This window comes from Pseudomonas sp. GL-R-19, from assembly GCF_019956375.1.
Classification (GTDB): domain Bacteria; phylum Pseudomonadota; class Gammaproteobacteria; order Pseudomonadales; family Pseudomonadaceae; genus Aquipseudomonas.
In genome coordinates this window covers 15,635-36,242 of sequence record NZ_JAHBDJ010000026.1, presented here as the reverse complement: position 1 = coordinate 36,242, position 20,608 = coordinate 15,635, and the positions used below count along the sequence as shown (strand labels likewise).

13 protein-coding genes and 1 pseudogene are annotated in these 20,608 nt (G+C 58.4%); 8 read left to right on the top strand and 6 right to left on the bottom strand.

The genetic code is table 11. The features are described 5' to 3' along the window. Positions 1–605: 605 nt before the first annotated feature. The 3 genes from KGA83_RS15190 to KGA83_RS15180 form a co-directional block, all read right to left on the bottom strand. Positions 606–3,434 carry a multicopper oxidase domain-containing protein gene (locus KGA83_RS15190; protein WP_223530069.1) on the bottom strand — a complete coding sequence of 943 codons (2,829 nt, stop codon included), beginning with the start codon at positions 3,432–3,434 and terminating at the stop codon, positions 606–608. Between the two features lie 285 nt (positions 3,435–3,719). Continuing rightward, positions 3,720–4,850 (bottom strand): response regulator, encoded by a 1,131-nt coding sequence (locus KGA83_RS15185; RefSeq protein WP_223530068.1) that lies wholly within the window; start codon positions 4,848–4,850, stop codon positions 3,720–3,722. Positions 4,851–4,898: 48 nt separating this feature from the next. Beyond that, on the bottom strand, positions 4,899–9,761 hold the full coding sequence (locus KGA83_RS15180; protein WP_223530067.1) for a HAMP domain-containing protein: 4,863 nt from the start codon (positions 9,759–9,761) through the stop codon (positions 4,899–4,901). Positions 9,762–10,159: 398 nt separating this feature from the next. On the opposite strand from KGA83_RS15180, the gene KGA83_RS15175 reads away from it, so the two are divergent. The 4 genes from KGA83_RS15175 (at position 10,160) to KGA83_RS15160 (ending at position 12,867) form a co-directional block, all read left to right on the top strand. Next, positions 10,160–10,801, top strand: coding sequence for a response regulator transcription factor (locus KGA83_RS15175; protein ID WP_223530066.1), 642 nt, complete (start codon positions 10,160–10,162; stop codon positions 10,799–10,801). Positions 10,802–11,005: 204 nt separating this feature from the next. Beyond that, complete coding sequence (locus KGA83_RS15170) at positions 11,006–11,515, top strand: response regulator (RefSeq protein WP_108215704.1); 510 nt, start codon at positions 11,006–11,008, stop codon at positions 11,513–11,515. After that, positions 11,482–12,441 (top strand): hypothetical protein, encoded by a 960-nt coding sequence (locus KGA83_RS15165; protein ID WP_223530064.1) that lies wholly within the window; start codon positions 11,482–11,484, stop codon positions 12,439–12,441. The genes KGA83_RS15170 and KGA83_RS15165 overlap by 34 nt, the downstream gene beginning before the upstream one ends. A 126-nt stretch (positions 12,442–12,567) precedes the next feature. Further along, positions 12,568–12,867, top strand: a complete 300-nt coding sequence (locus KGA83_RS15160; protein WP_108215702.1) for a hypothetical protein — start codon at positions 12,568–12,570, stop codon at positions 12,865–12,867. A 184-nt stretch (positions 12,868–13,051) separates the two neighbouring features. Here the strand turns inward: KGA83_RS15160 and KGA83_RS15155 are convergent, their stop codons facing one another. Next, a complete protein-coding gene (locus tag KGA83_RS15155) occupies positions 13,052–14,374 on the bottom strand; it encodes a DUF1329 domain-containing protein (protein WP_223530062.1) in 1,323 nt (440 codons plus the stop codon). A gap of 293 nt (positions 14,375–14,667) precedes the next feature. On the opposite strand from KGA83_RS15155, the gene KGA83_RS15150 reads away from it, so the two are divergent. Beyond that, positions 14,668–14,898 (top strand): hypothetical protein, encoded by a 231-nt coding sequence (locus KGA83_RS15150; protein ID WP_108215700.1) that lies wholly within the window; start codon positions 14,668–14,670, stop codon positions 14,896–14,898. Between the two features lie 302 nt (positions 14,899–15,200). Here the strand turns inward: KGA83_RS15150 and KGA83_RS15140 are convergent, their stop codons facing one another. Further along, positions 15,201–16,238, bottom strand: a complete 1,038-nt coding sequence (locus KGA83_RS15140) for an AraC family transcriptional regulator (RefSeq protein WP_218428340.1) — start codon at positions 16,236–16,238, stop codon at positions 15,201–15,203. A gap of 255 nt (positions 16,239–16,493) precedes the next feature. Between KGA83_RS15140 and KGA83_RS15135 the strand changes: the two genes are divergently transcribed. From KGA83_RS15135 to KGA83_RS15130, 3 genes and pseudogenes are all read left to right on the top strand, one after another. Then, positions 16,494–17,825 carry an MFS transporter gene (locus KGA83_RS15135; RefSeq protein WP_218428338.1) on the top strand — a complete coding sequence of 444 codons (1,332 nt, stop codon included), beginning with the start codon at positions 16,494–16,496 and terminating at the stop codon, positions 17,823–17,825. Between the two features lie 147 nt (positions 17,826–17,972). Continuing rightward, a pseudogene (locus KGA83_RS30075) lies at positions 17,973–18,086 on the top strand ((2Fe-2S)-binding protein); the annotation flags it as partial. After that, positions 18,083–19,093: a YeiH family protein gene (locus KGA83_RS15130; RefSeq protein ID WP_223530060.1), complete on the top strand. Its 1,011-nt coding sequence runs from the start codon at positions 18,083–18,085 to the stop codon at positions 19,091–19,093. The pseudogene KGA83_RS30075 and the gene KGA83_RS15130, both read left to right, overlap by 4 nt. Before the next feature lie 369 nt (positions 19,094–19,462). Here KGA83_RS15130 and KGA83_RS15125 read toward each other — a convergent pair whose 3' ends face one another. Continuing rightward, entirely contained in the window at positions 19,463–20,506 is a 1,044-nt protein-coding gene (locus tag KGA83_RS15125) for an AraC family transcriptional regulator (protein ID WP_223530058.1), read from the bottom strand. Positions 20,507–20,608: the final 102 nt, after the last annotated feature.

The following is a 20,608-nucleotide window of genomic DNA, read 5'->3' as shown; positions in this document are numbered from 1 at the left end:
CGAAAGTTATGATTCAGCCGTTTCAATTGGATTATCTTGTGGCACTACGCGGCCAAGATAAAAGCGAGTTTGGCGAATGAACTTTTAGTCATTCGATTATTCCATTTTCAGGTAATAAAAAACCTCATCCGCACTTGGCGCATATGAGGTTTAACTTCCGCTTCTGGGGTCAGGTGAGGATCAGAGCCCGTGCCACCTGCTGCGCATTCTGAACGAAAAAACCGCATCCGTTCATTTTTTGATCAATTTCGCTGACCAACGGCAGTGTCCCTGGCTAGTTGCACATTGCCATCTTTTATCGCGCAGCCTGCACCATTACCGGGTTTGCGGCGAGTCGGAAGGCAGACGAGAGCCCCGGCGTTTTTTTCGTCTTTTTTTGCAGATTCCATGGAGGAAATCGGGGATTTTAAGTGAGTCAGCCATAAAAAAGCCTTTGGCCGGGTTAACAAACCAGGTCAAAACACTGCCATTTTCCCCTCGAAAAAAGCAAATTCGCGGCATAGCCACAGGGGAATTTTCAGCAAACAAGTTGCCTGTGCATTTGCTGACGACATAAACAGCCGTTTATAGACGACGCTAGCCTTTGCCTCCGTTGCCGTTGCTATTTACGGGTTTCTGTTGACCTCGACCTGTGGCCCGACGCCATCTCCGGTACGGAATGTCGGTAACGCAACCGAGTTCACGAATTTCACGCCGTCCCAACTGGGCAAGGGGGTGGGCATCAACTGGAACTGACCCGGGTGTTCAGAGTCCCAGCGCAGCAACATCGCCGTGTCCTCATGCTGTGTGTTGTGGCAGTGCTCCATGTAGGTACCGGCAAACTCACGGATGTGTATGGCCATTTCGACATTGTCGAGGCTCTCGGAATCGCCGCCTACACGGTAGATATCCTTGCGCGCCCATTTTTCCCATTCTGGTGGTGGTTTGCCACCTCGACTGAGAATGACCCCTTCCTCGAAGTGCACATGCACCGGGTGACTCCATCCATTGCCCCCGTTCTTGACATTCCAGACTTCCAGCGTGCCTTCGCCCTTGAACCCTGCCGGTGTCGGGCCAGTGGCCAGTTGTGGCGCGGCTGAAATCCGGCGCGGGTCCATGCCGAAGCCTTCGCCGCCATCGGTCTTGATCGTCCAGGGCTTGAAATCCGTGCCGTTGGAGCGGCCAAAGATGAAGGTGCGGTGCCGCGCCTGGGCAAGCCGGGCGATATCGGCAGGGTCATCAGGGTGCAAGGGCAGGGGGATCATGACCTTGCCCTCGGGTTTGCCAGGCTTGGCGGGCTCGAAGTCGACCGGATTCATGCTGACATCCTGGCCGGTGTAAGGCTGGACGTTCAGTTGCAGGAACAGGCCTACGCCCGGGTCACCGTTGACCCACTGTGGTCCGTGGCTGGTTTGCCTGACCACGGGCAGGTACCTTTCGGAGAGGACATCGGCCAATGGAATGTCACGATTCGGACGCCTGCCGTTTTCATGCTCCTCGATGTTGACGAAGAAAATCCTGTCGCCCGGGCTGATGCCGTTTTTCGCGAAGTCGACGATGATGTCATAGCGTTCGGCAATGGCCTGCATCGGCAGAATGCCATTGTGGTCCTGTGTGTCGCCGTCGCCATCGAGGTCCAGGCTGCCATCGAACGGTACCGCGTGCTCCATGATATTGCCGTCGTTGGCAATCAGGTGGAACGGCACCCGGTTGTATGAGACCCCGGAGCCGTTCGGGCCAGGAAACTCGCCAGCATTACCATTGACCTGGCGCACCATCGCCAGCTTGAAGTAGCGAGAAACCGATCCGTTGAGAATGCGGAAACGGTAGCGGCGGGCACGTACGTCCAGGAAGGGCTTGTACACCCAGTTGGTCAGCATCTGGTCACCGAGAAAACCGTCGGTGTTGAAGGGGTTGAACCACAACTGGCCGGTCTGGTCCCAGGCCTTGTCGGCGATCGTCAGGTTGACGTCATAGTCGCGGTTACCCCAGCCCAGCGCCGAACCGCTGGGCAAGCGCAGGTTGACCCCGTCGTCGACCGACTCGTTGCCACGGTCCACGGCGCTGTAGTAGTTCATCATCGTCGCATTGCCCTTGTAGACGTTCTGCGCGGTGAAATCGAGCATGTGGTCGTGGAACCAGTGGCTGCTCATGGTTTCACGCCAGTCGCCACGGATCTTGATGGTGCCGTTGTTACAGGTCTTGAGGCCCGGAGCGGCATCGTTGACGAACAGGGTTTCACCGGGGTCGCAAGGGAACGCGGCCCGTGGGTCCTCGGCAGTGGTGTTGATGGTGTCGTAACCGGCCAACTGGATCGGCCAGCGATAGTCGTAGTACTGGCCCGGGAAGAAGAACGCGTTGGTAAAGCCGTCGCTTTCCGCGGGCGTGTGGCCGTTGTGTTCATGGGTGGTGAGGGTGTGCAGGCCAAAGCCCCGGTTGGCCGACGGGTCAATGGGCAAGGCATCGTAATGACGCATCAGCATCGCTTGGCCATAGCGTACTAAAAGCAGTTTGGGCGGAAAGGTGCCGTCGAATGTCCACAACGCATTGTGGTCCTGGACAGGGAAGTTGGGGTGAAACTGCACTTGAATGCCCTTGGTGGTGCCCTCGTTGGCCGGGTTGCCGCTGGTGTTGTGATAGAGCCCGCCTGGGGCAAACTCCCCTACGGCGTAGTTATGCCGTTGCATGCGATCACGAAAGCCGCTGTTGACGTGCGCGCCGGCTTGCACCGTCTTGAAGGCGTCGCGCGGGAAAAACTCGTTGAAACGCTGGTGCGACCAGCCTTTTCCCGGTGGCCGGCCTTCTGCGGGCGAATCGACCCGGCGATTGAGGAACAGCTCGATCTGCGCCTTCCAGGGGTTGCGGTCCAGTACATTGGAGAACTCGGTCGGGAAGGGCGTCAATGCCGGCTGCCTGAGAAAGGCATCCAGCGCATCCGGTGACGGGCCGCTACGCGCCACGTTCAATGGATCTTGCGCTGGTGCGGGGCCCAGCGTCGGAACCGGAAACGGAACGGGGGATGGCGGGTCGGTCGCATCCAGTTTGTTCGAGCCGAATTCCTCGAAAAGTTCAAGCTTCTGGGTGAACGGTTGAACCCCGAACACCGGGCTGGCATTACCGTTAGTGGGGATATTGAAGCTGGGTTGCAGGTCGGGGGGCAGCACATTGTCGACAAAGGGGGTCCTGCCGTTACCGACTACTCCATTGGGCAAGTCGAAGGCCCCGACGTTTGCGGGAGGCAGCTTGAGCAAGTCCCGCAATGCGGCATCGGGGTCGGCGGGCGGGTTGGTGAACGCCGATGGGTCGGTAGGAGGCGGTGGATCGGTGTTGTCGAGGGGGACTGCCTGGGTCCGGGACAAGCCCAGCCCGAGGATGATCACGGCAGCAGAGATACTTAACGCCAGCCTGGTTTTGGACAATGGACTAGTTTTCAGCCTTCCGGCATCCAGTTTCATCGCAAACACCTCTGACGATTCCTCGGAACGCGCGGCAATACATGGGCATTGAGCCACTGCTCCTGGCCCGGCTGGCGAAATGTTTGATTTCGAACCGGGATAAGGATGATGCAAATTTTCCGCCAAAAGTGAAAGAAGGTGACTAATGGCTCTACGCCGCGTACCCCTTGTCTGCTGGCTTCAGGCAGGTAGGAGCAGCCAGGATGAATACCCCCGATGACGGGGAATATCCCCCAATAATGGGTGCGATTATGCGCAGTGTCTGGGCTAAGAGAAATGGCCACGTCAGTCGAGTGGCAGCGATATCCTCAATCTCGTTCCTTTGTCCGGTGCGCTGTCGATCGTGAATTCGCCGCCGAGCATGCTGATGCGTTCCTTCATCCCCACCAACCCGAACGAGTTCGATTTTTTGCGATCCGTCATGCCGACGCCATTGTCTTTGATCAGCAGGTAAAGCCGGCGACCCTCCCTGTAGAGTTCGATATGCACCTGTGTCGCTTGCGCGTGCCGGGCAATATTCGATAGCGATTCCTGCACGATGCGGAACAGAGTCGTGGCGGATTTTTCATTCAGATCGCAACGCAAACTCTCGTCTTTCACCGACATCGTGCAATCGATCACGCTGCGCTGCCGGAACTCTTCAAGTTGCCACTCGATCGCTGCCTGTAGTCCCAGATCGAGTACGGGCGGTCGAAGATCATTGATGATGCTGCGGACACTGCGGATGGCTGTATCGAGGTGATTCAGGGCGTCGCTGACCTTTTCGTTGAGCTTGGGGTGCCGGGTACTGGTGCGCGCCTGCAACATGGATACGTCAATTCGCAATGCCAGCAGACTCTGTCCCAGCTCGTCATGGATGTCGCGTGCGATGCGCTTTCGCTCTTCTTCCTTGATGTGCTCCTGATAGGCGGCCAGTTCACGCAGCTGCAGCTTCGATTGCAGCAGTTCTTCGGCCTGCATCGTCAGTTTGCGCTGCAAGTAGTACAGGTCGACAAACACCAGGATCTTGGCGCGAAGAACTTCGGCCACAATCGGCGAGAAGATGTAGTCCACTGCGCCGGACGTATAACCGCGGAAACGCTCGGAATCCGTATCGGCCTCCGCCGTGACGAAGATAATGGGCGTGTGGGCCGACTTCGGGCGGCCGTGAATGAGTGCCGCGGTTTCAAAACCGTCCATCACGGGCATTTTCACGTCGAGCAGAATGACGGCGAAGTCGCGCTGCAATAGCAGGCGCAGCGCCTCGCGCCCGGAGGTCGCCGTGGCAACATCGAGGCCCATGTCGGCAATCACCGCGGCGAGTGCCGTAAGCTTGCCGGGATTGTCATCCACCAGCAACACGGATGCTGGTACGCCATCAGGCGGGAGCGGTTGCCGCACCTGGGCTCTCTCTTTGAATGCCGGGGGTTCCTGCATATTTATGCCACTTCGGTTTGCGCTGGCCGCAATGAGCGCGGTACAGCGTCATCGATAGAGCCATTTGCGCATCAGTGACAGCAGCTGGTCGGTATCCACCGGCTTGCTGACATAGTCCGATGCTCCTGCCTCGAGGCACTTTTCACGGTCACCCATCATCGCCTTTGCCGTCAGCGCAATAATGGGCAGGGTTTCAAACCTTTTGAATGTACGGATCTGGCGCATGGTTTCAAAGCCATCCATCTCGGGCATCATGATATCCATCAATACGATGTCGGTATCGGGCTGCTGCTGCAGCAGTTCTATGGCGGTACGGCCGTTTTCGGCCGTGGCCACCAGCATTTTGTTGCACTCGAGCACGCTGGTCAGGGCAAAAATATTGCGCACGTCATCGTCGACCACCAGGGCATTTTTACCCTCGAGACTGTCTGAACCCTCATAGAGTTTTTCCAGCATCTTGCGCTGGGTCGGCGACAGTGCGGATACGACCCGGTGTAGAAACAGCGCGGTTTCGTCGAGTATGCGCTCGGGCGATTGAACTGCCTTGATGACGCCCTTGCCGAGCAGTGCCCTGAAACGCTCGTGCTCCGGCTTGGTCAGTGTCCCTGCACCGTAGACGACGATCGGCAATTCACGCATTGCGTGGTCTTCCTGCAATGCCTCGAGAAACCCGATGCCGGATGCGTCGGGCAATTTGAGATTGATTGCCATGCAGTCGTAGCGTTTCGTTGCCAGTTTCTTCAAGGCTTGCGCGCCGCTGCCGGCCGTTGCGATCCTCACGTCGGTGTTGCCGAGTAGATCGAGGATACGGGCGCGGCTCCCTTCGTCGCCGTCGATGAGCAGCAGATTCCTGGTCTTGCGCCGAGCGAATGCCACGATGCCGACCAGCGCATTTTGAATCTCGTCGGCTGTGACCGGTTTGAGCAGATAGTCGAAAGCGCCATAGCGCAGCCCGCGTGTATGGTCGTCAGCGATCGAGATGATCTGGACCGGTATGTGACGCGTGGCGAAATTGCGCTTCAACTGCTCGAGTAGCGACCAACCATCGATGTCGGTCAGGCCCGGGTCCAGTGTGATCGCGGCGGGTTTGAAGCGTTCGACAAGCTCCAGTGCATCCGCGCCACGGGTCGTGACGATGGCCCTGAACCCCTCCTGGCGCGCGGCCTCGAGCAGAATGCTGGCGAATCGGGCGTCGCCCTCGAGCATCAGCAGCACCTGGTCCCCGGGTTGGACAGACTCGCGGTCGTCCAGTATCTGTACAGACGGGGCTGAAACGGGATCGCGCCTGACTTGGCCTGGCACCGTCTCTGTCGCTGATTCGTCCAGCGTCTGATGCTGGGCATCCTGTGTACGCAAGGGCACGTACAGCGCGAAAGTACTGCCCTTGCCGATCTCACCGGGGATCAGCCGCAGCTCACCGCCCAGCCGGTGTGCGAGCTCGCGGCTTATCGACAGGCCGAGGCCGGTGCCGCCGTATTTTCGTGAGGTTCCGGTATCTGCCTGCTGGAACGCTTCGAAGATGAGCTTCTGCTTGTCGGCAGATACGCCAATGCCGGTGTCGGTGACCACGAAGGCGACCACCGCGTCGGCGCTATTGAGTTCGCCGAGATCCACGCTCCACCCGGACACAGCGGGTTCGATGCTGATCTTGACACTGCCTTGTTCAGTGAACTTGAAAGCGTTGGACAGCAGGTTCTTGACCACCTGCAGCAGGCGCTTTTCATCGGTCCGGATGCAGGGGGGCAGGGTAGGGGCCAGTTCAATCGTGAAGTCCAGGCCTCGGCTTTCGGCGACCGGCCGGAAGGTGCGTTCGATCTGGTCGTGCAGATCGGCGAACAGCGCTTCTTTCAGATCCAGTGTGACCGTACCCGACTCGATCTTGGACAGATAGAGGATCTCGTCGATCAGCTCCAGCAGGTCTTTGCCCGCGCTACGGATGGTCTTGGCATATTCGACCTGCCTGGGCGTGAGATTGTGCTGCGCGTTGTCGCTGAGCTGCCGGGCCAGGATCAGCAAGCTGTTCAATGGCGTTCTGAGCTCATGGGACATACTGGAAAGGAATTCGGACTTGTACTTGGAGGTCAGCATCAGTTGCTCCGCCTTCTCCTCCAGCGACAGCTTGGTGATTTCGACTTCGCGGTTCTTGCGTTCCACTTCGGCTTTCTGCTCCTCCAGCAGTCCGGCCTTGTCCTCCAGTTCCTCGTTGGTCTGTCTCAATTCTTCTTGTTGCCTTTGCAGCTCCTGCGCCAGCGATTGCGACTGCTTGAGCAGTTCTTCGGTACGCATATTGGCTTCGATCGTGTTGAGCACGATACCAATCGATTCAGCAAGCTGATCGAGGAAGGTTTGATGAATGATGCTGTAGCGCGTGAACGAAGCCATTTCGACGACGGCCTTGACCTTGTTCTCGAACAGGATCGGCAACACGATGATATTGAGCGGGGCGGCCGCACCCAGTCCCGATGAAATCGCGACGTAATCTCCGGGGACATCGGTCAGCAGGATGCGCCGCTTCTCGTAGGCGCATTGGCCGACCAGGCCCTCGCCGAGCCGCCATTCATCGTTCACATTGATGTTGCCCTTGTACGCATAAGCGGACATCAGTTTGAGTTTCGCAGGATCGGGCGGGCTCTCGTTCATCATGTAGAACACACCGTGCTGGGCGTTGATCAGCGGAGCCAGTTCAGACAGCACCATCTTGGAGACTGCCGCCAGATCGCGCTGGCCCTGCAGCAGACGGTTAAACTTCGCGAGATTGCTCTTGAGCCAATCCTGTTCCGCGTTTTGCCGCGTGGTTTCCCGCAGGTTGCGGATCATTTCGTTGACGTTGTCCTTCAATTCCGCCACTTCACCCTTTGCTTCCACCTCCACGTAACGCGTCAGATCGCCCTTGGTCACGGCAGTCGCCACATCGGCAATTGCGCGCACCTGATTGGTCAGGTTGGCCGCCAGACCGTTCACGTTGTCGGTCAGATCGCGCCAGGTGCCGGCAGCACCCGGCACGTTGGCCTGGCCGCCCAGCTTGCCTTCGACGCCCACTTCACGCGCCACTGAGGTCACCTGATCGGAGAACAGCGCCAGCGTATCGGTCATACCGTTGATGGTGTCGGCCAGTTCGGCGATCTCGCCCTTGGCCTCCAGTGTCAGTTTCTTTTTCATGTCGCCGTTGGCTACAGCGGTCACCACTTTCGCGATGCCGCGCACCTGGCTGGTCAGGTTGGCTGCCATGAAGTTCACGTTTTCGGTCAAATCCTTCCAGGTGCCGGACACGCCTTGCACCTGCGCCTGTCCCCCGAGCTTTCCCTCGGTGCCGACTTCGCGCGCCACCCGCGTCACTTCGGCGGCAAAGCTATTGAGCTGGTCCACCATGGTGTTGATGGTGTTCTTCAGCTCCATGATTTCACCCTTGGCTTCCACGGTAATCTTGCGTCCCAGGTCACCTTTGGCCACCGCTGTCGTCACGTCGGCGATGTTGCGCACCTGATTGGTCAGGTTGGCCGCCATGCTGTTGACCGAGTCGGTCAAATCTTTCCAGGTCCCACCGACACCCGTCACCTTGGCCTGACCACCAAGTTTGCCGTCAGTTCCCACTTCGCGTGCCATGCGCGTCACTTCGTCGGCAAAGGTCGAGAGCTGGTCCACCATGGTGTTGATGGTTTCCTTGAGTTGGAGAATTTCACCTTTCGCTTCGGCTGTGATCTTGCGCGACAGGTCGCCGTTGGCCACCGCCGTCGTCACGTCGGCGATGTTGCGCACCTGGGTGGTCAGGTTGGCCGCCATGCCGTTGACCGAATTGGTCAGGTCCTTCCAGGTACCGGACACACCGGTCACTTCCGCCTGTCCGCCCAGTTTGCCTTCGGTACCGACTTCCAGCGCGACGCGTGTCACCTCCGAGGCGAAGCTGGAGAGCTGGTCGACCATCGTGTTGATCGTGTTTTTCAGTTCGAGAATTTCGCCCTTGGCTTCAACGGTAATTTTCTTGCCGAGGTCGCCGCGTGCCACCGCGGTCGTCACTTGTGCGAGGTTGCGTACCTGGGTGGTCAGGTTGGCCGCCATGCCGTTGACCGATTCGGTCAGGTCGCGCCAGGTGCCTGATACGCCGCGCACTTCTGCCTGACCGCCCAACTTGCCTTCGGTACCGACTTCCAGCGCCACGCGGGTCACCTCCGCAGCGAAGCTCGAGAGCTGGCCGACCATCGTGTTGATGGTGTTTTTCAGCTCGAGAATCTCACCCCTGACTTCGACGGTAATCGTCTTGCCCAGATCGCCTTTGGCCACCGCGGTCGTCACGTAAGCGATGTTGCGCATCTGGGTGGTCAGATTGGCAGCCATGTCGTTGACGGAGTCGGTCAGATCTTTCCAGGTGCCGGACAACCCTTTGACATTGGCCTGCCCACCGAGAATCCCTTCAGTGCCGACTTCGCGCGCAACACGGGTCACCTCGGAAGCGAAGGAGCCCAGTCGAGTCACCATGGTGTTGACGATCCCGGCGGATTTGAGGAACTGGCCCCGCAGTTTCAGGCCGTCGAGTACCGGTGGAACCTGCTGGCTCAGATTACCCTCGGCAACCGAACCGATAACACGAATCATCTCGTTCATCGGACTGATGAGGTCGCTGGTGAGCGCATTGCTCGAGTTGACGATCTTTTGCCATGAGCCTTTCATCATCGGCAATTCGATACGCTCATCGACCTTGCCCTGCTTGCCGATCAGTCGCGCCACGCGTTCGAATTCGGTGGCAGTATCGGCTGCCATGTCGATGATCTCGTTGAGCGTGTCGGCGATCTTGCCCGGCATGCCGGTCCAGTCATCAGGCATACGCTTGGTGAAGTCACCATTGCGCAACGCCTTCAGCGCTGTCAGCAACGTCTTCATGTCGAATACTTCGATGGGTGTCGTTACTGTGGCCATGTCTATGTCCAGTCAAAATGGATGACACGCGCAAGGCGTTACGCAGGAGCCGGCATTGCAGTATTGACCATGCTGAAAACTGAGCATTGGATTACGAAATATTAGCAAGGTTGGCGCAATGCCCCGCAGCCTGAGGAAATTGGCCGGGAACAGGCCATTGCGGCCGACTGCACCCGCAGTCCGCAGAAGTGAGCGCAAACGGCGCAGGCAAAAGTGCAACTGCGCTACCTGCCTGCTAACGTCAACCCCTGAAGCAGGTTCCATGGCTTGCCGGCCACTGGCCACAGGATTAGTGTGAGAATGCATGAACGCGCGCCACTGTGCCGGCGGGTTCAACATCATCTGTACATCGAGACACGATACGGCCAGGGCCATGCGGGTGCGAATGGAAAATACAGATGACTGACCGAAAAATCAGAGTCTTGCTGGTAGATGATCACAGTATCGTGCGTAACGGCGTGCGACGCATGCTGGAGACTGCCGGCGAGATCGACGTAACGGGCGAAGCAGAGACGGCACAAGACGCCATGCGCCTGGTCCGGGAGCAGGATTTCGACGTGGCGCTGGTAGATATTCAGTTGCCCGATAAAACCGGCCTCCAACTCCTCAAGCTCATGCGTGCAGAGAAGCCCAAGCTCGCGATTCTGATGTTGAGCATGCATTCGGTCGAGGCCTATGCATTACGCGCAATCAAGCACGGCGCAGCGGGATACCTCACCAAGGATATTTCCGCAGCCACCCTGGTGGCGGCAGTCCGCAAGGTGGCCTCAGGCGGCAAGCACGTCAGTCCTGAGCTGGCAGAAAAACTGGTCAATGCTATCGGCAGAGGCGACGGGGCACCCCACGAAGCGCTATCCGACCGGGAGCTTGAAGTCCTGAAGCTCCTCGCTTCAGGCGAGCGAATTGTCCGCATCGCTGAGATATTGCACTTGAGTCCGAGTACCGTCACGACGTACCGGGCACGCATCCTGGAAAAAACAGGGATGGACAGCAACGCGAAACTGGCCCGCTATGCGCTCGAAAACGGCCTGTTGAGTTAGAGCGCCCCGTCACCCGATCCAGCCTGCTTGTAGTGGAATCACTACAAGCTCTTGGCCGATATCTCCACAAAGAAGTCCAGCTAACGTCGATAGTCGGTTTCGTTCTACTTGAGCATAGTTACCCCCACGCAAGATTTAGTCCGCTGAATGAAGTTGTCTTCGTCAGCGTCTTGTACAGCTATGTCAAAAAAGAGAGGTGAAATCATGCAGGTCACCAGCACAGAACCATTGACTGCACTGATGCCAGCCAGATATTCAGGCCCTTTGCGTCTGTTTGTCGTTGAGGATTCGAACGCCGTGCCCGCGCTGTGGCGCACGGTGTCGCCAAGGATCGCTGGCCTGTCACTTGCCGGGGTGTTCCACCGCGCAACGGCCGCCATCGTCGCCATCCGGCGTGAACCGCCCGATGTCGTCTTGCTGGACATCAACCTCGGCGACGGTCAGGGCATGGAAGTATTGCGTGTGGTCGCAGCCGAGTATCCGCTGACAAAAGTCATCGTGGTCAGCGATTGCGCAGCTCCGGCACATTGGAAGTACTTCACAAAAGCGGGTGCCTACGCGTTCTACGACAAGAACCATGAACTGGCCATCATGGGCCGCATGTTGGAGCGTTTAGCCAAGTACCTGTTACCAGAAGATTTTTCCTGCTGGCAATCATCACCAAATGGGAGCAGTACCCCATGGAACCAATCAGTAAAGAACACGACTTTCTAGCCGTGCTGCGGCAGGTCATGTCACATGGCGTCATCACCTTGCTCGCTATGGCCATGGCGTTTGCCACGCCGGATGCCGCGCGGTACATCCTCTATGTATGGTGGCCACGCGTGGAGTTGAACGCGAATCTGCTGCTCGCGACAGAAATCGTGCTGGCCTCGACCTTGATGGTTCTGTTCTATCTGTGCAAACGCGCATGGGACAACGGTCATCGCCTGACAAGCGCAAAGATGGCTTCGCTGCTCTTCACCAGGCATCCGCGCAAGGGATGGCTTTCGACCCTTCAGGAACGGAATCTGGTTCGCTCATTACCGGCGGCGCGTGACGCCTCCATCCTTTCGCTCACGGGGTACGAAACCCTGATTGCCCCCAATAGCATGTTGAAGGAGGTCTTCACGACGGCGTATGAAATCCGCGTCATGTTGCTTAATCCACTTGGCGTAGCGGCGCGCAAGCGAGTCGACTCACTTGCGGAAAACATTACGACCTCGACCTTTCAACAGGAGCTTGCCGCCAGCATTGCGTTCCTGAACGAGTGCCGCAGAAGCGGCAAGAAAGTTTCGTTGAAGTTCTATGACCACGACCCGTTCTGGAAGGTTGTCGTCCTCGACGACCTTGCCTGGGTCCAGCATTGCCATAGCGGTCGTGAAATGAAGGAGCAGCCTGAGTATGTGTTCGGGCTGCAATACGCTGAGCCGGACCAGGGACTGTTTGTGCCGTTTTATACCTACTTTCTCCACAAGTGGAATGAGGCAGGCCACTGGGAGTATGACTTCGACACCGCTGAAGTGGTCCAGCGGGATGCGACCACTGGCAACGAGACCGGGCGTGCTCCACTCGGACTCCCCGACCATGGTCCTGCATCGCCGCCCCAGGCAGCGGCCGCTCGAACCCTCTCACCTGCTTCAGGATATGGATTTGCGTGAGAGCAAATTGCACGAGTCAGAAAAGACTCTGGAATCGATCTTTGTAAGTTGAGCGCGGAGTGTGCGCTGTATTCATGTTGAATTAATGTTCTACCTGTTGAATCAATGTTCTAACTGGAGGAAATCATGATGATAGGCTATTGGTTGTGCGCGTTGCTGTGGGGTGTGGTGCTGCTGGAGGAGATCCAATGCATACCCCTTCAAGAATGGAAAGACGAGGGGCTGAAAAAGGTTCTGTTGCTGCGCCGGACCAGAACCCGGACCGGATACTTTCTTGCGTTGATCGCGGGCGCCTTGTGCCTATATAGCGAAATCCTGGTGGCGCCGGCCGATCAGAACATTTTCAATCCGGAGCTCATACTTGCCTTGTGTGGTGTTCTTTGGGGTGCTTATCTTTCCGTCGTCTGCATGAAGGGGAAGCGCTAGATGCCTGTCTCCATGACGAGTGCGGGTAACTGATATTTCACTATCGTCGGCCGGCAGGAAGATCCCGCCGGTCAGGCGCCGAAACAGGCTCAGGCCCTCAGCCTCGACCCACCCGAAATCTCAAGCCCTGGTTTTTTTCGAACCGGGGCTTTGTGATTTATCGGTCATACATGACCGGGCGTTGCTAGCGAATGCCGGTGCCCGCCATGGACTCTGGCACCCACTGCGCCGTCGATAGCGGCTCGATGTAGCGGATGCCGCCATGAGGGCCCACCACGCCATTGATGTTATAGGTGCCTTTCGACAGGTCGTACGTCATGAAAGGGGTGGCGTCCGGGACCTGTTGGTCATAGCTCTGGCTGAAGAAAGCGAAGGAGCCACGGTATAGCTGACCACTGGTGTCGTACTGATCGGAGGCCACAGCGGCCCAGGTGTCTTCATCCAGGTAAAAGCGGCGCTTCTGGTAAATGTGGTTTGCACCGGGCTTGAGATTGCCTTCCACGACGTAGACCCGGTGTTTTTCCCAGCGTACGAAGTCCGGTGCAATGAAGTTTGGCGTGGTCAGCGATTTGGCATCGCGAGCGTAGGTCAGTTTGTAGGTGTTGTAGGGCACGATCATTTCCTGCTTGCCGACCAGCGTCCAGTCATACAACTCCAGTGCCCGGGCGGTACCGGGGTTGGGTGTGTCGTAGGCCAGGATCGAAATCTGTTTGACGCGGCGCTGGGCAGGCATGTACTGCCAGGCCCGGCCAGGAAACTGCGTCGGGTTGGTCGCGTTCTTGAGCATGATCGACTCGCCGGCCCGGCGCGCGGGTCCGGTATAGGACAGTTTCAACTGATAGTAAATGTCGGAACTGTTGAAGGGCTTGGACATGTTCTCGTAAATCGGGAAGGAGACGAATGCCTCGCCGGTGACCGCCAGGCTCGGTACGCCCGCCGTGTCGACGCTCCAGGAGTCGTACTTGGAATGGATGTTGACACCCTGGTAGCGCAGCAGGAAGTTCCACATCGCTTCAGCGCCTGATTGCGGGATCGGGAACGGCACGCCGGGCATCACATTGTCGATGGCGATCCCGCCGTTGAGGGACCTGGCGGCAGTGGCATTCCTGCGGCTATTGTCCAGTACCGCCTGCGGGAGCGATGCAGTGCGGTGGGTCGGATACACGTCGATGCGAAAACCGGGGTAACGCCTGGCCAACGCTACGGTGGTGGCGGTCAACATGCCTTTGTACGACTCGACGTTCTTGCCGTTGATCACCAGCAGTGGTTTTTCGTGGGCAAAGGGGTCCGGGCGCATGCTGTCGCCGGTCTTGAAGCTTGCGGGGGCAGTGGTCAGGCCACCGTTGTAGGGCGGGATGGAGCCATCGGCATTACCGGCCTTTTCGGCACCCACCCACGTCAGGCTGGTGCCCAGCCGGGCGGCTTCCTGGTTCGATACATAGGCCTGGGCATCGATGGCCAGTGCCATGAGGGGTACGGCAGCCAGAAGGCTCTTCACGAATTTCATATTGTTATTCTCCTGCCTGGCGTACCAGGCAACTCGTGACTCAGGCGCAGCAGTCGCTTACGTCGACTCGATCGCCAGAGGCTTTTTCAGTGCTGCCATTAAATAACCCCCGCATCAGGGGGGCTTTTCATTTGACGACAGTCCCTTGGCTATTCATGACAGGCTCTGGCTGTCTCGACGGGCATTCGATGGGAGAGCGACCATCACTTGTTTGTATTTCCCTGAGGAATCATTGAGTTACTGAATGGTCATAGTTGTAACCATTCCATACCTCCGACGTTTAGGACGTTCATATGAATCGCGCAGCAATCTTGATCGTGGCCATTTCCAGCGCCGTCTTGTTGGGAGGCTGTGGCCCGCACTGGGATGACGGAGAAAGGTACGGTCGATATCACGATCATGATCATCGACGTGGCTACGACCAAAGAGGGGACGATGATCGAGGTTATTACCGTGACTATGATCGTCGTGACTACGAGCGCGATCACCGTCGCTACCGCGATCGCGATGACAACGACGACTGATACGTTCAACGTCGTTGAAAAGTGGGGGGCTGGTTGAGCCGCATCCAGCCCCACTACCTGTGGCAATCAGGCTGTCGAGTTCCTGCTTCACGTCTGTTGGCAGGCTGTCATAAGCCAGCACCATGTTGGCCCATATGGTGTCGCCACCCTGTGCATTGCAGGACAGTTTGTTGGCGTGTCGGGACGCTGCAAGTGAGTTGCGGCGCAATGGGTAACGTCAGATACGTCGAAGAGGTGACAGGTTCAGGCAAGGTGCCCGGCCAGCAGGCTAGTGAGTCGGCCACCCGAACCTCTCGTTCTATTTATTCAGGCGATAGGGGCTCGGGTGTCGCCTTGCTCTCTCTGTAGGAGGCGGCCCAAGCCGAAGGTGTCTTGCCAAACTGGCTGCGGAACCAGCGGGAAAAGTCGCCGGCAGAGGAAAAGCCTAGCAGTTCGGCGACCTCATACAATCGGCGTTTGCTGTTGGCCAGATACTCCTCGGCGAGTTCAGCGCGTACGGCATTGATGATCGTTGTGACACTCTCACCCTCAGTTGCCAGGTGGCGGTTAAGGGTGCGTCGATGCATGCCAAGATGCTGGGCAACCGCATCGACAGAACACAGTCCGCTTGGCAGCAGCATCTTGACGATCTGACGTACCCGCTGCGTCGGCTCGTCGCGCAGGTTAGCCAACTGCATGTCCAGCGATCGCTTCACTTCGCGATGCAGCGCCGGGTCCGCCTCAGGTATGGCCATATCCAGATCGCGCCAGCGGCAAACGATGGCATTGAATTCCTGAGAGAACTCGATCGCGGTTCCCAACACACGGTGGTGTACTTGAAGGCTGGAGGGGGGCTCGTGAGTAAAACTGACCCTTACAGGCCGGAAGGTATAGCCGCTTAGAATGCACAACGTGCGCAGGATAATTCCGGTTGCCTGTTCAATCGCCTGGCGCCAGACGCCATGATGGCCCTGCATGTTCACACCCACATGCAGCAGGGTCAGATCGCCCACATCCTCAAGCCACAATTGCACACCGGCGTTATGCAGTCGCGTATAGCGAAAGCAAGATTGCAAGGCGGTGCGCAGTGTTGGCTCTTCGCGGATAAGCAGCGCCAGCATGCCAAAGTTGGAAAGGTGTCTCTTTTCGGCGAGCAGCAGACCGAAAGCCTCCTGACCGGACAATCGGGCTGACTCCTCCAGCAGCCACCCGACCGAATCGCTACTGATCATGATATTCGGATCGTCGAGGGCACTGGCCGGCAGCCTGGCTATGCGCAGCATACGAAAAGGATCGAGCCCCACTGAACGGGCAACCTGTTCATAGTTGGTAAGGCTGGCACTGCGCGTCAGGGTATACATGCTTTCCCTCCTGTCCCAATTTCGCAAGATTGTGTCCTGCGAAGCTTAGTGCAGGATGCGCCGTCAGAGCTACCTTCAGGCTTCTGAAAATAGAGAGCGCAAGGTAATGGATACGCGCTGGAACCTACTGCGGTTCAACAGCTCGGCCCTTGGTCATGAGGATACTCACGCGTGTGGGCATTGCAGTCACTTTCGTAAGCCGTAGCGGCTACACGCTTGATAACAACAATAAAACAAAGACATTGAGGAGGCTGCATGGCCTTTCACCCAATCGCCGCAGACGATGACGACGCAGTTTGCGTCGGCGTTGCGCGTAAATATGCCTGGATTGTCTTCGCGCTGACGTTCGGCCTGTTGATTTCCGATTACATGTCGCGTCAGGTACTGAACGCGGTGTTCCCGCTGCTCAAGAGTGAATGGTCGCTGAGCGACGGCCAGCTCGGTCTGCTCAGTGGCATCGTCGCCCTGATGGTCGGCCTGCTGACGTTTCCCCTGTCGTTGATGGCTGACCGCTTCGGCCGGGTCAAGAGCCTGGCATCGATGGCGCTGCTGTGGAGCGTGGCCACCCTGGGCTGCGCCCTGGCGCAGGACTACCAGCAGATGTTTATCGCCCGGTTCATGGTCGGCGTCGGCGAAGCCGCCTACGGCAGCGTGGGCATTGCGGTGGTGATTTCGGTGTTTCCTAAACACATGCGCGCCACCCTCGCCAGTGCCTTCATGGCCGGCGGCTTGTTCGGCGCTGTGCTGGGCATGGCCCTGGGCGGCGCGATTGCCGCCAAGCTGGGCTGGCGCTGGTCGTTCGCCGGCATGGCATTGTTTGGTCTGGTGCTTGCCGTGTTCTATCCGCTCATCGTCAAGGAAGCACGGATTGCTCCACAGCGTGCCGCGCAGATCGCGAACAAGACGGCTGCCGTGGTCAAGCGTCCGCTGCGCACGCTCTGGTCCAGCCGTTCGGTGGTGGCGACTTACATCGCCAGCGGTTTGCAGTTGTTCGTCGGCGGAACGGTCATGGTGTGGATTCCCAGCTACCTCAACCGCTACTACGACATGCCGACGGACAAGGCCGGCGGTATGGCGGCGCTCATCGTGTTGTGTAGCGGTGTGGGGATGATTCTGTGCGGCATGTTGAGTGATCGGCTGTGTCGGCATTCGCCGGAGCGTAAGGTCAGCCTGGCCATCGCGTTTTGCCTGGGCAGTTGCCTGTTGCTGTCGGCAGCGTTCTCGTTACAGGCAGGTCCCGTGCAACTGCTGCTGATCTGCCTGGGCATGCTGATTGCCACGGGCACCACCGGCCCTAGCGGAGCGATGGTGGCCAACCTGACCCATTACTCGGTGCACGGCACGGCGTTCGCCACGCTGACCCTGGCCAACAACCTGCTGGGCCTGGCACCGGGACCGTTCCTTACCGGTCGGGTGTCCGACCTGATCGGCCTGCATGCGGCGTTTCAATTGGTACCCCTGGTCAGCCTCGCGGCGGCGGCGGTGTTCTTTTATGCCAAGTGTCATTACCAAAAAGATATTGCCCGGCTACAGGGTGAGAGAGTCACCAGCCCCATTGGTGGCGCCGCGTTAGAGGTGAAGTTGTGAGTCGTCGGTTACCTCGCTCTTGCAGCATCGAGTCAGCAGCCGTGGCCGATTGCCTCACCGGCGAGCGAAAGTGATCGCGAGCGGCAACCGGCATGACCCGACGCACTCCAGTGCCTGCCGGAAAAAAAACCGCAGGCCGGGGGCCCTGTACAGAGCGGCTATCTGCTCACTTTCACCCAACTCAACGTCAATAACTACCCGGTCGAGATCATCGACGGCCAGGCGTTCATTGCCACCCTTTCTGAGGAATCCGCGCCATGAGTGCCATTGCTCTCACCCGCATCCACAGTCGCACGCGCGAACTGGCACCGGGATTTATCGTCAGCCTGATCGTGGCCGCCGCCGCGTCGTTTTTGTCCGAGCACTACGGCGCACCGGTCATGCTGTTCGCCTTGTTGTTGGGCATGGCCCTGAATTTTCTCGCCGACGACGGCCCCTGCAAAGTCGGCGTCGAGTTCACCGCCCGCACGGTGTTGCGCATTGGCGTGGCGCTGCTGGGCATGCGCATCACCCTGGAGCAAATGGCGGCGCTGGGCTGGAAGCCGATAGCGCTGGTGGTGATCCTGGTGGTGGTGACCATCAGCGTGTCTGTGATCGCCGCGAAGTTTCTGGGCTTCTCGCGGCTGTTCGGCATGCTCACCGGTGGCGCCACGGCGATCTGCGGCGCTTCGGCAGCCTTGGCGCTGGCGGCGGCGTTGCCGAACCATCCCCGGAAAGAGCGCGCGACCTTGTTCACGGTGATCGGCGTGTCAGCATTGTCGACCCTGGCGATGATCGTCTATCCAATGATTGCCAACTGGTTATCGCTTTCACCGCAAGTGGCTGGGGTGTTCCTCGGGGCCACTATCCACGACGTCGCCCAAGTGGTCGGTGCCGGCTACGGCATGTCGACCGAGAACGGTGATACCGCCACCGTGGTTAAGCTGATGCGGGTTGCCATGCTCCTGCCGGTAATCATCACCGCGGCCATGATCACCCGCATGCAAGGCGCCGATCCGACCGGCAAGCGCCCACCGCTGCTGCCATGGTTTGCCGTGGGATTTCTGATTCTGGCGTGCATCAACAGCACTGGCTGGATCGCGCCGGCGGTGCAAGGCGGGGTCAATGAGTTGTCGCGCTGGTGCCTGGTGATTTCCATCAGTGCCCTGGGCATGAAGACCCGACTCAAGGAGTTGGCGGCGGTCGGGATCAAGCCGATTCTGCTGATGGTCGGTGAGACGGTGTTCCTGGTGGTGCTGGTGCTGCTGTTGCTACGCTGGGGGCTCTAGTCTCAGCCAGACACAAAACCTGTGGGAGCGAGCTTGCTCCGGGCGGCGTTCCGACGATAGCGGTCTGACATTCAGCATTGATGTCGACTGACACTCCCTCATCGCGAGCAAGCTCGCTCCTACAGGGATTGTGTTCCAACCTCGCGCTTTTGCGGCGTCTGTACCAGCAGTCGCCGTTTTTTTTGGTTCATCACCAATGATCGGGAAACGCGCGCTGGCTTTCATGAAAATCAATTCGCAGTATTCATACCACGCAAAAAAAACGCCGATTTGTCAGATGTGTTTGTTTGCACGAACATCATCAGGCAAATCGGCGTTGGTGTTTCTGTGTTTCCAGGGATCGCGTGAAAACCCTTTGTACCCGTGGGCTCAGAAAGGTTTGGGGGCGGCGGCACTCACTGCGCAAAGACCAGACTGTTTCTGCGCGCTACGCCACGCCGCCGGTGGCATGCCGAACTGGTTGATGAACCAGCGGGTAAAGGAGCTGGCCATGGAGAAACCGAACATGTCGGCGATGCGGCTCAACGAGTGGTTCGGGTTTTCCAGATAACGCAGCGCCAGGTCACGGCGCACGTCGTTGACCAGGTCGTTGAAGGCACAGCCGTTGTCCTGCAGACGACGCTGAAAGGTGCGCACGTTCATGCCCTGTGACAGGGCGATTTGCTCGATGGTGGCGCGCCCCATGGGCAACAACAGGTAGATGGCCTTGCGCGCCTCGAACAGCATCGAAGTACTTTCATCACCTTGTAGAGAGTCGATGTAGTCTTGGGCATAACGGGCCATGGCCGGGTCGGCATTGGGGTTGATCATATCGAGACTGGCGTCGGAGCAAACGATGCCGTTGAACTCGCTGCCGAACTCCAGATTGCAGCCGAACAGGCGCCGATGCAGGTTCAGACTGTCGGGTGGCTGGTGCATGAAGTTGACGCTGTAGGGGCGCCACTGGGAGCCGAGCAGTGTCGAGCACAGGCGAAACAGCACGCCAATGACCAACTCCGTGGCCTGGCGAATGGGCAGCAGGGATTCGGTAACCATCTCTGCACGAATGATCACCGTCCTGCCGGCCTCTTCAACGAAAATTCCCAGGGAATCGTTCATCAGATGACGGTAGCGCTCCATCACCTGCAAGGCTTCGCGCAGAGTGCGCTGTTGGCTGAGCAACAGGCTGACCACGCCGAGGTCCGAAAGCTGGCGCGACTCGGCCATGCTCAAGCCGAAGGTCTGGCAACCGCTGGCGGAGGCCGAATCTTCCAGCAGGCGCACGGCGGCGTCGATCGGAATGCGGTATTCGGGGGCTTGCAGCTGAGCCTTTATCAGGCCGGCAACTGCCAGGACGTCGCGTGGGTTGAATCCCAAGTCCTGGGTGACTTCCAGGTATTTGGTCAAGACGGCGGCGCGAACAAGCTTGGGCATGAGTAGGATCTCCCTCGGCCGATGGCGGCATTTCTTTTTTCATCGAAGATGTATTGAGCGAGAAGACGGCGTGTGTGGAAGTACTGATAACGCAAGCGATCT

What these genes read in the sequence shown, in the direction of transcription:
- KGA83_RS15190 (WP_223530069.1), bottom strand. Translation starts at nt 3,434, where the DNA reads ATGAAACTGGATGCCGGAAGGCTGAAAACTAGTCCATTGTCCAAAACC.
- KGA83_RS15185 (WP_223530068.1), bottom strand. Translation starts at nt 4,850, where the DNA reads ATGCAGGAACCCCCGGCATTCAAAGAGAGAGCCCAGGTGCGGCAACCG.
- KGA83_RS15180 (WP_223530067.1), bottom strand. Translation starts at nt 9,761, where the DNA reads ATGGCCACAGTAACGACACCCATCGAAGTATTCGACATGAAGACGTTG.
- KGA83_RS15175 (WP_223530066.1), top strand. Translation starts at nt 10,160, where the DNA reads ATGACTGACCGAAAAATCAGAGTCTTGCTGGTAGATGATCACAGTATC.
- KGA83_RS15170 (WP_108215704.1), top strand. Translation starts at nt 11,006, where the DNA reads ATGCAGGTCACCAGCACAGAACCATTGACTGCACTGATGCCAGCCAGA.
- KGA83_RS15165 (WP_223530064.1), top strand. Translation starts at nt 11,482, where the DNA reads ATGGAACCAATCAGTAAAGAACACGACTTTCTAGCCGTGCTGCGGCAG.
- KGA83_RS15160 (WP_108215702.1), top strand. Translation starts at nt 12,568, where the DNA reads ATGATGATAGGCTATTGGTTGTGCGCGTTGCTGTGGGGTGTGGTGCTG.
- KGA83_RS15155 (WP_223530062.1), bottom strand. Translation starts at nt 14,374, where the DNA reads ATGAAATTCGTGAAGAGCCTTCTGGCTGCCGTACCCCTCATGGCACTG.
- KGA83_RS15150 (WP_108215700.1), top strand. Translation starts at nt 14,668, where the DNA reads ATGAATCGCGCAGCAATCTTGATCGTGGCCATTTCCAGCGCCGTCTTG.
- KGA83_RS15140 (WP_218428340.1), bottom strand. Translation starts at nt 16,238, where the DNA reads ATGTATACCCTGACGCGCAGTGCCAGCCTTACCAACTATGAACAGGTT.
- KGA83_RS15135 (WP_218428338.1), top strand. Translation starts at nt 16,494, where the DNA reads ATGGCCTTTCACCCAATCGCCGCAGACGATGACGACGCAGTTTGCGTC.
- KGA83_RS15130 (WP_223530060.1), top strand. Translation starts at nt 18,083, where the DNA reads ATGAGTGCCATTGCTCTCACCCGCATCCACAGTCGCACGCGCGAACTG.
- KGA83_RS15125 (WP_223530058.1), bottom strand. Translation starts at nt 20,506, where the DNA reads ATGCCCAAGCTTGTTCGCGCCGCCGTCTTGACCAAATACCTGGAAGTC.